Below are 12,711 nucleotides of genomic sequence, written 5' to 3'. Positions count from 1 at the left end.
CACCTCTCATGTGTACCGGTCGTCGCGCCGCTCGTGGCGCCGACAGCCACCGCAGGTCCCGATGGTCTGCCGAGGAAACATCCATATCGACGTCCTTGATCCACCACCCGATTCGGCGTAAACCCCGTGACCAGCGGCGATTCTCGAAGCGCCGGGACGAGGCCGCATCGGGGATGTCGATATGGATGATCGATCCGGCGAGCGGATTCTTCCGCGTGGCTCAGGTCACGGCCAGGTCGGTCGATTGTCTTGGACGACAGGGATGACAGCGCGTCGACCAGCTGCCGGGGCCAGAGTTCTCAGGGGAGAAGTGTCTAAGGCACCGCAGGACGACGCGCGACCGATAAGGGGAATCGCACGACAGCGGTCGTGAGCCACTCACGAGCGGGCAACCACGCCCGCAACGCCCAGAGCCCACGTGGCCGGGCGACCGCGAGCGCGGCCGATCGTGCGGCTGAGGGGTAACTGACGATGTCAGTGACACAAGAACACCTGCGCACCGACGTGTTCGGCGTGACCGTCGAGCAGGTTCGCACCGACGAGGACGTCTGGGACGCAAGGCGGCTGCACGCCGACGTCTATCTCGAACGGCACTACGTCGAGCCACCGGATCTGCGCGGAGGCGTGCTCAGCGCCGACGTGGATCCGTGGGCCGGCATCTCGACCTACTTCATCGCCCGCGACCACCATCGCCACCCGGTCGGGGTCGGTCGGCAGATCCAGTTCGACGACCCAGGCCGCCTGCCCGCGATGAGCCTGAGCAACCTCGACGACGTGGCACGCCGGCACGTGCTGCGTCAGGGCGGCCACGCGGTCGTCGAGATCAGCGCACTCGCGGTGCGTCGGCGCGCCCCGCGGTTCACGTCGTTGGCGCTGTACGCCGCCATGTGGGCGCGCAGCATCGAGCAGGAGCACACCGCATGGGTCATGGCCATCCACCCGTCTTTGGCCCGCAGCATCGTGGGCAGCCTCGGGCCGGTCATCAGCCCGCTCGGACCGCCGCAGTGGTTCATGGGCAGTGACGTCATCCCCGGCATCATCTGGACCGACCGGGGCGCCGGCATCGTCGCCTGCACGGCCGCCGGCCACAAGTTGGCGCCCCTGCGCGCGCGGCTTCCCGAGCTGTTCCCCGAGAACCCCACCGAGCGCCGCCCATGACCGCCGACACCACCACTGTCGCGCCGCCCGCGACCGCGAGCGGCCCGTTGGAGACGGCGCTGTGGGCCGCCTACGCGCGGGTCTACGACAACCTCCTGCACCTGACCGGCTACCGCCGGCTGCTCGACGCCGTGGCCGACGTCGCGGCTGTCGACACCGGCCACCACGTCGTCGAGGTCGGCTGCGGCACCGGCAACGTGCTGCAGCGCCTGGCCCGGCACCGGCCCGCGACGCTCCTCGGCATCGACGGCTCCGGGCCCATGCTCACGCGCGCCCGCCGCAAGCTGCGCCGCGGCCCGGTGCCCACCCAGCTGCGCCAGGACGACGTCGTCGCCGGGCTCGCGGCCCTGCCTGCGGGCAGCGTCGACCGTCTCGTCGCCGTCAACGTGCTGTACGCGCTGCACGACCGCGACGCCTTCTGGCGCGAGGCCCGCCGGGTGCTGCGCCCCACCGGCTCCGTCGTCGTCAGCCACACCGACCGACCCGGCTCCTGGCCGTTGATCACCGAACACGTCCATGCGGTCGGGCCGCGCGCCCTGGCCCACGTCGGGCTCGTCGCCGTCGCGCTCGTCGACGCGCTCATCGACACGGCCGCCCGCTCCGGCACCTGGGAGTTCTGCGACTACCCCACCCTCAGCGAGGAGGCGGGCCGGCACGGGTTCGCCGCCGAGTACCGCGGCCGCTGCTACGGGGGCGACGTCGAGGGGGTGAACTTCCTTGCGTGCTACCGGCCTCGCTGATGACCTCGGCTCGCTCCGCAGCCGGGCGGTGGTCGTCGGGTCGCTGCTCGTCGTCGTCGCGTGCGCCCTGCTGTACACCTGGCGCCCCGACGGAGTCGGGCAGGTCGCGTTCGTCGGGACGGCCATCTCGTGCGTCGCGGCCATGGCCATCGGGCCGCCGCTGCGCAACGCCCGGCCGCGTCGGCTGTGGGTGCTGGCCGCCCTGGGGGCGCTGATCTTCCTCCTCGGGCTCGTCAACCGCGACTCGACGGCGACGATCGGCCCGCTCGAGGTGGCCGACCTGTTCGCGCTGTCGGGTTACCTGACGCTCATCGGCTGGCTGGTCATGTTGCTGCGTCGGCTCGGGAAACGGCCGGCGCGCGGCAGCGCCCTCGACACGGTGGCCGTAGCCGGCGGGGTCAGTCTCGCGATGTGGTCGGTGACGGTGGCCCCCCGGCTCGGGCAGGCGGTCGTCTCCGACTCCATCCTGTGGGCCATCTACCCCGTGCTCGACGTCATCCTCATCTCGCTGTCGGTGCAGCTCATCCTGCGTCTGCGGGCGCCGGCGCTGTCGATGTGGGTGATCCTCTTCGGCCTCATCATGTTGCAGATTGTTGACACAATCTACACGGTCGTCTGGACCGACCGCCCAGGGGCGATGATCCCCGCGCTGACGTCGCTGTTCCTATTCGCGTACTGGGGTTTCGCGCTCGGAGCCTGCCATCCCTCGGTCGCGCGCATCACCCGCCCGCAGCCGGACGTCGGGCTCGGGATCGAACGCGCCCGGCAACGCTCCGCCCTGCTGCTGTTCATGGTGTCCCCGGCCGTGGTGTCGACCTTCTACCCGATCCGCGGGGTGGTCGACGCGCTCGTGCGGTCCTCGCTGCTCGCGCTGGTCATCATCATCTTGTTCATCCGGCTCGCGGTGACGATGAGCGACCTGTCCCGCGCCGAGGAGACCAGTCGACACCGGGCCTCGCACGACCAGCTGACCGACCTGCCGAACCGCGCGGCCTTCCTCACCTCGCTCGAGGACCGGCTCGCGGCGAGCCACGCCACGTCCGGCATCGTCGCCGTGCTGTTTCTCGACTTCGACGACTTCAAGCGCGTCAACGACACCTGGGGACACCACGTCGGGGATTCGCTGCTCATCCAGATCGCCGCGCGCCTGGCCGGCTCCAAGGGCGAGCGCGAGGTGCTCAGCCGACACGGCGGCGACGAGTTCGTGCTGCACACCGTCGTCGACCACCCTGACGAGGCGCTCGCCCGCGCCGCCCGCATGCAGCGGCAGTTCATCGAGCCGATGCGCGCGCACGGGCACCGGATCCGCATCGGTCCCTCGATCGGCATCGCCTGCGCCTTCCCCGGCGACGGTCAGAGCCCCGGTGACCTGGTTCGCAAGGCGGACGAGGCGCTCTACGAGGCCAAGCGCAACGGCCGCGGCCTGAGCGTGCTGTTCGACACCGCGCTGGAGAGCCGCAGCCGCGACCAGAGCGCCCTCGCCGCGGACCTCGACGAGGCCATTCTCGGCGACGACCTGTTCGTCGAACTGCAGCCGATCATGGGAGGCCACCGCTTGCGCCGGAAGGTGGGGTGGGAGGCGCTGGCCCGCTGGCAGCACCCGCAGCTCGGGTCGGTGCCACCCGCCATGTTCGTGCCGATGGCCGAGGACCGCGGCCTGATCGTCGCGCTCGGCCGCACCGTGCTCGTGCGGGCCTGCCGGGACGCGCAGCGGCTGCGACGCGCACTCGACGACGACAGCCTGTTCGTCTCCGTCAACGTCTCGCCGATGCAGTTGCTGGACCCCGAGTTCTGCGAGCACGTCGCGCAGACGCTCCAGGAGACGGGCCTGCCCGCGCGCTGCCTGTGGCTGGAACTGACCGAGACCTCCCTGGTCGACCGCGGGCACGCGTCGATGAACGCGTTGCAGACGCTGCGCGCCATGGGCGTCACGATCAGCGTCGACGACTTCGGCACCGGATACGCCTCGCTGCAGACCCTGCTCACGCTGCCGGTGAACTGCGTCAAGCTCGACCGATCCCTGGTGAGCCGGATCGACGAGGACGCCGGCGAGGCCACCGACCTGCTCAGCTCGGTGGTCGCGCTGCTGAACAGCCTGCACATCTCGATGATCGTCGCCGAGGGCGTCGAGACCAGGCGCCAGGCCGACGTGCTGCTCGCCGTCGGCTGCCCCATGGCCCAGGGCTGGCTGTACGGGTTCCCGCAGGCCGCCGACGAGATCGCCGGTCGCCACGGGCGCGCGTTCCACGGCCTGGCCGTCGCGGCGGCGGTGTGAGCGAGCGCGGGCTTGTGCCAGTCGATTGCTGCATGAGGTTGTGGCACCCGACTGATGCAACACGCGCGGGGTCGGATGTACCGGGCGATGCGCTCGCAACCCCGGCGCCCCGGTCGATGGGAGGACCGGATGCCCGCGACCTCATCGGGGGCATCCGCGAGCGTGGGGGTGCGAGGTGTTCTGCAATCAGTGCGGCCGACAGGCGATTCCCGGTGACCGGTTCTGCCGGCGGTGCGGGGCGATCGTCGGCGGCAGCGACCCGATCGTCGTGCCCGGCACCGCCGCCACGGAGCCCACGCACCCCACGGAGACGGGCCGGCGCCGGTCGCGGCCCTGGGGCGTCGCCGCCGTCGTGCTCGTCGGCATGTGCGCGGTCCTCGCCGCCCTGGTCGGCACCGGAACGCTGACCCTGGGTCGACTCGACGTCGCGAGCGACCGGCCGCCGGTGCCCGCGGTCATCGCCGCCCCCACCTCCGACGACTCCGGCGGCACCTCCACCGACTCCGGCGGCTCCGGCGGGGAGAGGGGCGGCACCACGTCCCGACAGACGGCGAACGCGGCGCCCGCCGTCGATCCGATGAACGCTACCATCCCCGCCGGCGTGTGCGGAGACGGTGAGACCGGTTGGGAGCACGACGTGCCCATCGAACTCACCGGCGGCAAGGGCGTCGGCGAGCAGCCCGACGGCTCGTTCGCCGACGTCAGCATCATGGAGAGCCGCGTGCTCGGCACGGCCGACGTCGACTCCGACGGCTCCCCGGAGACGGTGCTGGCGCTGCAGTGTTCCGGCAGCCCACCGGAGAGCTGCTGTGCCGGCCGGACCTCCCTGCTGTGGTTCGTCGCGGCCTTCGACGCCGCCTCCGACGAGCTGCGCCTCAAGGGACCGGTGATCCGGGGCACCCCGGCCACGCCCGGTGACGAGGACGGTCCCGCGTTCCGCGCGATCGAGGACGCCCGCCTCGACGGCGCGAGCGTCGTCACCACCGAACGCATCAGCTACGCCGAGCAGTACACGTTCGACCAGGTGGGCGGCGATCCGCAGGCGCCGGTGACCGTCTCGTACCGGCGCTCCGGCGCCGGGTGGGAGGCGACGGTGGGGTGAGCCCGGCTCACGCCCGTCGGGCTCCGCTCACCCCACCGGTCGGCAGCGGGTCGTCCTCCAGATCGTCGAGCACCATTCCGCGCGCCGCGAGCATCGCCTGCGCAGTCTTCGGCCGCCCGTAGAGAAACCCCTGGATCATCGGGCAGCCGAGTTGGCGCACGGCGGCCTCCTGCGCGGAGGTCTCGACGCCCTCGGCGACGACGTGCTCGATGCCGAGGCTGCGCACGAGGTCGATGACCGCGCCGAGCTGACGCTGCGCGGTGGTGTCCTCGCCGACGCGCGCGACGAGGAAGCTGTCGATCTTCACGCAGTCGACGGGCAGCTGCATGATCCGAGACAGCGACGCGTAGCCGGTGCCGAAGTCGTCGATGCACAGATGCACCCCCGCCTCGCGCAGGGTGACGAGCGTCGTGGTCACCTCCGGGCCCTTGTCGACGAGCAACGTCTCGGTGACCTCCAACCACAGCGCGTCCGGAGGCAGCCCGGCCGACTCCAACGCCCGCCGCACGACATCGACGAAGTCCGGTTGCAGCAGCTGCGCGGGCGAGACGTTGACGAACATCGACACGTCGGAGAGCCGGAACAGTTCGCGCAGCAGCGCCAGTTCGCGACAGGCCTGGCGCAGCACGAACTCCCCGAGCTCGTTGATGAAGCCGTGCTGCTCGGCGAGCGGGATGAACTCCGCCGGCGAGACCTCCCCGAGGTCGGGGTCGTGCCAGCGCGCGAGGGCCTCCCAGCCGATGATCGTCGCGTAGTCCGCGCCGGCCATGATCGGCTGCAGCACGAGGCTGAACGCCTCCTGCCGCAGCGCCTCCCCGATCCGGTCGGCCACCGCGGACTTCATCCGGCTGCGGCGCGCGAGGTCGTCGTCGAACACGACGTAGCGGCCGCGACCGGCCGTCTTCGCCTCGTACATCGCCACGTCCGCACGCCCGACGAGGGCCTCGGCGGTCACGGCCTCCCCGGCTCGGCGAGCGCGATCCCGATCGACGGCGTCACCGTGTGCGTCCGGTTGGTCATGATGCGCACCGGCTCGTCGAAGAAGCTGCGCACCAGCCGCGCGAGCGTCACCGCCTCCGCGACGTCGTCGACCGCGCACACGACGACGAACTCGTCGCCGCCCTGACGAGCGAGCAGCGGTTCGGGGCCCAGCCGTCGCGGCAGCCGGGCCGCGATGTCGCGCAGCAACGTGTCACCGGCACCGTGACCCCAGGTGTCGTTGATGTACTTGAAGTCGTCGCAGTCCAGGAACAGCACCGCCGTCGAGCGCCCCGCCGCGGCATTGCATGTGAGGCGCCGCTGCAGCTCGTTGAAGAGCTCGGCCGGGTTGAGCAGGCCGGTCAGCTGGTCGTGGGTGGCTCGGTAGTGGCTGTCCGACTCCGCCCTGGACAGCGCGAGCATCGTCACCGACAGCCGCAGGAAGAGCAGCCCGAGCAGCAGGGTCACGAGCGTCACCCGCACGACCATGTCGGCCCACCCGCTGACCGGAACCACCGTGGAGACCAGGACCGGGGAGATCGTCAGCACGATGAGCGCGGTGCGACGCTGCCCGGTGGTCGAGCGCTCGCCCGGGGCGGGGCGATGGGCCAGGCGGGGCAGCGACGGGTGTGTCGCCGCCGCCGCGAGCCCGAAGAAGAAGAACATGTACCAACCGGTCACCACAACGTGTTCGCCGGTGGCCGAGAAGATCGCGACGAGCGAGTTCACGAGGTCGACGAGCAGCAACAGGATGAGGGAGCCGATAATCCAGGTCATCGCCGGTATCGGGGTGGCCAGCCGGTAGGCCAGGTGCCCGGCTAAGGCCAGCAACAGGGCGTCGACCGTCGGGTAGACGGCCCACACGAGCGTGGCCGGCATCTGCGTACCCCCGAGCATCGGGGCCACCGCGACGGTCCAGATCGCCAGCGCCGCACCGCTGCAGACGGCCGCCGTGTCGAGGAAGGTCGTCGGGTCGGCGCGCCCGCCGACCCGACGGGACAGCAGCGCGAGCCACACGACCAGGCACGCGTAGCCGCTGAAGTAGGTGATGTCGGAGTAACGCAGCGGCCCGACCGACGGGTTGAGCGCGATGGCAAACAGCGACAGCAGGAGGAAGACGCTGCCGAGCGTCTGCACCAGCCAGATCCGCAGGGGGCGCACGCCGCGACGCAGCGGCGCGATGATGATGACGACGATGAACACCGCCGCCACCGAGGTGAACACGAGGCCGCCGACACCCGTCGGAGCCAGCGGGTAGGCGACGGCGGCCAGGACGGCGAGGACGAAGCCCGCGGCGAGGCGGGCTCGACGCGTCACCGGACCGGCAGGTCAGCGGGTCGGTCCAGGGCCCGGTCGGCCTCCACGGGCTCCCCGAGCAGGAAGCCCTGGACCCATTCGTAGCCGAGGTCGCGCACGAGGTCGAGTTGCTCGTCGGTCTCGACCCCGGCCGCGACCATCGGCAATCCGGCTTCGTGGATCTGCTGGGAGATCTCGCGCAGCTCCCGCCGGTGTTCCTCACCTGGGGCCAGTTGTGCCGGGTGAAGTTTGATGATGTCGACCGGCGCGGCCACCGCGTCCGGCAGGATCTCGAGGTCTGCGGCCGTGAATCCGTCGAGACAGAACGTGATCTCACGCTGCTGCAACCGCCGGAGCCGGTCCAGGGAGTCGGCGTCGACCGAGCGCAGCCACCGGAACGTCTCGGTGCTGATGTCGACGAGGAGCCGGTCCGGCGACAGGCCGTGCCGGCACAGAGCGTCGGTGACGGCGTTGACGAACGTGCGGTGGCCGACCAGATCACAGGATAGGTTCACCGACAGGATGAGGTCGGTGCGGCCCCGCTCGCGGTGCCAGCTCGCCATGCGCGCCATCGCGTCGTCGAGGATCTGCAGGTCGATCGCGCGCATGCGGCCCTCGGCCGCGGCGTCGGCAAAGAAGCCGGACGGCGACTGCATGCGACCGTCGATCCTGACTCGTCGCGCCAGCGCCTCCAGGCCCTGCAGGCGGTCGGTGCGCAGGTTGTAGAACGGCTGGAAGTACGTGACGATCCGGTCTTCCGACGGGGTGGCCTTCGCCGGTCCCGCCGGGTGCCGGCGCACCAACGGATCGGTCATACGGGCATCCCTTCTCGGTTGGATTCGGGCATTCGACACTGCTCTGCTCCATGGCCTGTTCGACCGCACGCGCGAGAACCTGAGGTGGCGGATCGGGTTGTTCACCACGAGGGCCCGAGCGCCCGGACGCGTCTCGCCCGCCGCCGTCGCGGGTGCAGCGCGACGCCCGCGGATGAGACGCGGCGCGCGGCGGCCTACGATGACGCGATGACGTCGCCAGCAGCACCCGGTACCGCGCTGGCCCGCCTCCGGGTGGGGGCGCGATGACCCCGAACGGGACGTGCGATGTCGCCGTCGTCGGCCTCGGTCCGGCGGGGCGGGCCCTGGCGCACCGGTCCCTGTCCGCGGGGCTGTCGGTGCTGGCGATCGATCCGGCTCCGCAACGGCCGTGGCGGCAGACCCTGGCCGGCTGGACCGCGCAGTTGCCGCCCTGGCTGCCGAGGGAGGCGGTGGGCGCCGTCGCCGACGATCCCGTGATCCGTGCTGACCCCAGCGCTGAGTCCAGTGCTGAGTGCGGCGCCGGCTCTGGCTACCCGGTGCGCGCCCGGTACGGCGTGCTCGACAACTCCGCGCTCGCCGCGGCGCTGCCGTTGAGCGGTGCGCGCATCGAGGCACGTGCGATCACCGACACCGAGTTGGCGCAGCTGCCGGCGCGGGTCGTCGTCGATGCCCGGGGCAGCCGGCCCGTGGGCCTCGGCCGCTCGCATCGCCGCGAGGGCCGAAACGGTGACGGAGCCGTCAATGGGGTGCTCAACGGGGTGCCGCTGCAACGCGCATTCGGGGTGATGTTCGAGCCCCACGTGGCGGCGCCGGTGCTCGACGGGGCGGGCGCCGTGCTCATGGACTGGCGCCCCCACGACGGGGCGACCGCGTGGGGCGAGCGGTCGCCGACCTTCCTGTACGTCATTCCGTTGCCCGACTCGCGCGTGCTCCTCGAGGAAACCTGCCTCGTGGGACGTCCGGGCCCTGACCACACACAGCTTCGCCACCGCCTCGAGCAGCGGCTCCTGCGGTACGGCATCGGCCGCTCCGTCATCGAGGGCGCGGGGCACGAGCGAGTGACGATTCCGATGCTGCGGGCGCCGCGCACCGGAGCAGCGTGGTCGTTCGGAGCGGCCGGCGCCCAGCACAACCCGATCACCGGCTACTCGGTGTTCGCCTCGCTGGCGGCCGTCGATGGGGTCGTCGCGCGCATCGCGCAGGCAGTGCGCGACGGGCACCGGACGCCCCGATCGCAGCTGGGCCGGCGGCCGGCCGGCGGGCCTCCGCTGATCCGCCGGGCCGCGCTGCGCGCGCTCCTACGGCTCGGACCCGACGACACGATGGCCCTGTTCGACGCGTTCGGCCGGCTGCCCGCGCGCCGTCAACAGCAGGTTCTCGACGCCGGCGCCACCACCCCAGAGGTGGCCAGGGCCCTCTACGCCCAGTTCCGCCGTCTCCCACCGCGCTCCGCCACCGCCCTCATCCGGGCCTCCCTGGTCTGATCTGCCCGCCGGGGACCGTCGAGAAAACAGACCAATCATCTTGCGTTCAGCTGGAATTCAAGGTTCGATCACCGCACCGACCGCGCGCCGGGAGTAGCGTCCCCGCTGCCTCAGCCCGCCTACCTCGGCGCAGCGCCCGAACCGATCGGAGCCCCTCATGAAGCGCAAGACCCTGGCCGTGCTCGCGGCCGCAGCACTGTCCGTGACCGCCGCGGCTGCTGCTCCGGCCGCTGCAACACCGACCGGATCAGCCGACGCCACCCACACGGCCGACACCACCGACACGGCCGCGCGCGCGAAGGCCAAGAACGTCATCGTCTTCGTCGGAGACGGCATGGGCACCTCGCACCGCAACCTGATCCGGTACGCGAACGTCGGGGCCGACAAGCAGCTCAACATGGACTCGATGCCGTACGCGGGCCGCTCCGAGACCTTCCCGCACGACCCGAAGGCCGCAATCACCGACTCCGCGGCGGGTGGCACCGCCATCGCGACCGGCGTGAAGACGTACAACGGGGCGATCGGCGTCGACGCGAACGGGAAGCCCGTGCAGAGTGTGCTGGAGCTGGCGGCCAAGCACGGCAAGTCGACCGGTCTCGTCACGACGTCGCAGGTCACCGACGCCACGCCCGCGGCCTTCGGCGCGCACGTCAAGGACCGCGGCGAGCAGAGCCTCATCGCCAAGCAGTACCTGGAGAACAGCAAGCCGCAGGTGATCCTCGGCGGCGGTGAGGACCGCTGGCTGCCGCCGGGAACGCCGGGCGCGTTCCCCGACGCCCCGGCCGAAGACCCGAAGGAGAAGAGCTCGGGCACCGAGGGCAACCTCATCGAGGAAGCGAAGAAGCTCGGCTACGACTACGTCACCGACACCGCCCGGTTGAAGGCCTCAACGTCGGACAAGATCCTCGGCCTGTTCGCGAACGAGGAGATGTTCCAGCAGAACCCGGAGGGCAAGGGCGACGTGTATGACCCGACGGTGTCGCTGTCGGACATGACGAGCAAGGCGATCTCGACGCTGTCGAAGGACAAGGACGGCTTCTTCCTCATGGTCGAGGAGGAGGGCATCGACGAGATGGCGCACAAGTCGAACGCGACCCAGGTCATCAAGGCCGGGGCGAACCTCGACGCGGCGGTCGGAGTCGCCAAGAAGTACGCGAAGAAGCACGGCGACACGCTCGTCATCGTCGTCGCCGACCACGAGACCGGTGGCCTGACGATCGAGGACGTGCCCGAGCTGCAGGACGACCCGGGCTACCCCAACGAGCGCGGCGAGGGTCGCACCGCCGAGGACGGCCCGTTCACGATCGTCGGCACCGACAAGAAGGTCATGGTCGACTGGACGACGAGCAACCACAGCGCCGAAGACGTGCCGGTCACAGCCATGGGCCCCGGCGGCCAGCGCCTCGTCGGCGTCTACCAGAACACCCACGTGCACGACGCCATGGTCAAGGCGATGGACCTGCCCCGCCGCTGACCCCTGCTCCACGCGCACCCCACACACCACCGAAGGCTGCCCTTTCGGTCGAGGGCCAGGGCTATAGCACGAGCCCTCGACCGAAAGGGCAGCCTTCGGCCGGTACTGTGGATGGTCAGAGGGTGCGGACGTGGGCGACGGCGCCGCGGACGAGAGAGGCCAGCTCGGCCTCATCGCCGGTGACGGTCTCGTCGATGTCGAGCCAGTTGCGCATCGGGCGCTGCCGCATGATCGTCTGTTCCACGCCGGGCCGGTCGAGCAGGCGTTCCTGCGTGCTCTCGTCGGCACGGATCATGAGTAGCCCGCGCCCGCTGATCGCCAGCGCCATGTGTCCGTCGACAAGAAACGCGAGCCCGCCGAACATGCGCTTCTCGGTGATGCCCGGTTCGCCGTCGAGCAGGGCCCGCACCCGCTCGGCGTATTCCTCTTCGTAGGCCATGGCAGCCAGTGTGCCCGCCTCACCCCAGGGGCGCGCCTATCAACAGCCCACCGAGCGGTCGAGTCGGTCGAACAGCCACGTGAGCGCGAGCAGGTCGGCGCTGCCGCCGGGGCTGAGTCGCCGCGTCGTGAAGTCGACGTCGGCGGCGGTCAGTTCGTCGACCAACCCGGCCGGAGACGGGTCGCGCGCCACGACCCCACGCGCCCAGCCGCGCGCGTGCTCCAGCCCGGCCACGCCGCCGCGGGCGACGAGGTTGGTGTCGGCGTTGACCGCGATGATTCGCACCAGCGCCCACCGCAGCGCGTCTTCGTCGTCGCCGTACGCGGCCAGCCGCGCGCGGTAGGCGGGCAGGCCCACGTGCACCACCGTCGCGAAACCGGAGGTGGCCTCGCCACGGGCTCCCGTGACCCCGAGGTCGCGCAGGGCGGCCGAGCCATGGGAGGCGGCCGGGTCGGCGTCGGCGCGCCACCGGCTCAGCAGCGGGGCGGCCAGCTCGGCGACCCGCCCGCACAGGTCCGCGATGAGATCAGCGTCCGCCCCGTCCATGCCCGAACCGTCCGCACCCGAACCGTCCACGCCCGGCCGGCCCCCGCCCGAACAGTCCGCCCCCGAATCGGTGGCGCAATCCGCCTCGGCCGCCCGCGCACCGAGCGCGCCGAGCAGCAGACCGAGGGAGAACAGCGCGCCGCGGTGGGTGTTGACGCCGGCCGTGGCGACTCGCATCGCGGCCTCCGCCGCCACCCCGAGTTCCACCAGCGGCTCGACCCGGCCGGGGTGTGCCGCCCCGAGCTGCCAGCAGGCGGCGAGCCACGGACCCAGCAGTTGCGCGCTGCGTTCTAGCAGGGCGAGGTCCATGTCGTCGTGCGCACCGTTGGTCGAGGCGTCGACCAGCCCGGGTTTGGGGGTGAGCCGAGCCTCGACGAGCAGCGCCTCCACGGCGAGGTCGGCGG

Annotated in this window: 11 protein-coding genes; 6 read left to right on the top strand and 5 right to left on the bottom strand. The window is 71.4% G+C overall.

Features of this window, described 5'->3' with window-relative positions; all coding sequences use genetic code 11:
* The first annotated feature begins 471 nt into the window (after positions 1-471).
* From PINTE_RS08850 to PINTE_RS08835, 4 genes are all read left to right on the top strand, one after another.
* Positions 472-1,158, top strand: coding sequence for a hypothetical protein (locus PINTE_RS08850; RefSeq protein ID WP_157087145.1), 687 nt, complete (start codon positions 472-474; stop codon positions 1,156-1,158).
* Complete coding sequence (locus tag PINTE_RS08845) at positions 1,155-1,898, top strand: class I SAM-dependent methyltransferase (protein WP_068428869.1); 744 nt, start codon at positions 1,155-1,157, stop codon at positions 1,896-1,898. Before PINTE_RS08850 ends, PINTE_RS08845 begins: the two co-directional genes overlap by 4 nt.
* On the top strand, positions 1,876-4,173 hold the full coding sequence (locus tag PINTE_RS08840) for a putative bifunctional diguanylate cyclase/phosphodiesterase (protein ID WP_157087144.1): 2,298 nt from the start codon (positions 1,876-1,878) through the stop codon (positions 4,171-4,173). The genes PINTE_RS08845 and PINTE_RS08840 overlap by 23 nt, the downstream gene beginning before the upstream one ends.
* A 175-nt stretch (positions 4,174-4,348) precedes the next feature.
* Complete coding sequence (locus PINTE_RS08835; protein ID WP_068428863.1) at positions 4,349-5,275, top strand: zinc ribbon domain-containing protein; 927 nt, start codon at positions 4,349-4,351, stop codon at positions 5,273-5,275.
* A 7-nt stretch (positions 5,276-5,282) separates the two neighbouring features.
* On the opposite strand, the gene PINTE_RS08830 is transcribed toward PINTE_RS08835, so the two are convergent.
* From PINTE_RS08830 to PINTE_RS08820, 3 genes are read right to left on the bottom strand one after another with little or no spacing between them, the layout of a single operon-like run.
* Complete coding sequence (locus PINTE_RS08830) at positions 5,283-6,230, bottom strand: putative bifunctional diguanylate cyclase/phosphodiesterase (RefSeq protein ID WP_068428860.1); 948 nt, start codon at positions 6,228-6,230, stop codon at positions 5,283-5,285.
* On the bottom strand, positions 6,227-7,570 hold the full coding sequence (locus PINTE_RS08825; RefSeq protein WP_068428857.1) for a GGDEF domain-containing protein: 1,344 nt from the start codon (positions 7,568-7,570) through the stop codon (positions 6,227-6,229). Before PINTE_RS08825 ends, PINTE_RS08830 begins: the two co-directional genes overlap by 4 nt.
* Positions 7,567-8,364, bottom strand: a complete 798-nt coding sequence (locus tag PINTE_RS08820) for an EAL domain-containing protein (protein WP_068428855.1) — start codon at positions 8,362-8,364, stop codon at positions 7,567-7,569. Before PINTE_RS08820 ends, PINTE_RS08825 begins: the two co-directional genes overlap by 4 nt.
* 263 nt (positions 8,365-8,627) lie before the next feature.
* Here PINTE_RS08820 and PINTE_RS08815 point away from each other — a divergent pair, with 263 nt between their 5' ends.
* Both PINTE_RS08815 and PINTE_RS08810 read left to right on the top strand, forming a co-directional pair.
* Positions 8,628-9,848 (top strand): lycopene cyclase family protein, encoded by a 1,221-nt coding sequence (locus PINTE_RS08815; protein ID WP_068428853.1) that lies wholly within the window; start codon positions 8,628-8,630, stop codon positions 9,846-9,848.
* Positions 9,849-10,005: 157 nt separating this feature from the next.
* Entirely contained in the window at positions 10,006-11,322 is a 1,317-nt protein-coding gene (locus PINTE_RS08810; RefSeq protein WP_068428850.1) for an alkaline phosphatase, read from the top strand.
* 115 nt (positions 11,323-11,437) lie between these two features.
* Here PINTE_RS08810 and PINTE_RS08805 read toward each other — a convergent pair whose 3' ends face one another.
* Both PINTE_RS08805 and PINTE_RS08800 read right to left on the bottom strand, forming a co-directional pair.
* Positions 11,438-11,761: a TfoX/Sxy family protein gene (locus PINTE_RS08805; protein ID WP_068428847.1), complete on the bottom strand. Its 324-nt coding sequence runs from the start codon at positions 11,759-11,761 to the stop codon at positions 11,438-11,440.
* 39 nt (positions 11,762-11,800) lie between these two features.
* Positions 11,801-12,711: triphosphoribosyl-dephospho-CoA synthase (locus PINTE_RS08800; protein WP_068428843.1), on the bottom strand; the 911-nt coding region annotated here is incomplete at its 5' end.

Origin of the sequence: Piscicoccus intestinalis NBRC 104926, assembly GCF_001515525.1 — a bacterium.
GTDB lineage: Bacteria > Actinomycetota > Actinomycetes > Actinomycetales > Dermatophilaceae > Kineosphaera > Kineosphaera intestinalis.
The sequence above is the reverse complement of the archived record's forward strand: the minus strand, read 5'-3'. Positions and strand labels throughout refer to the sequence as shown.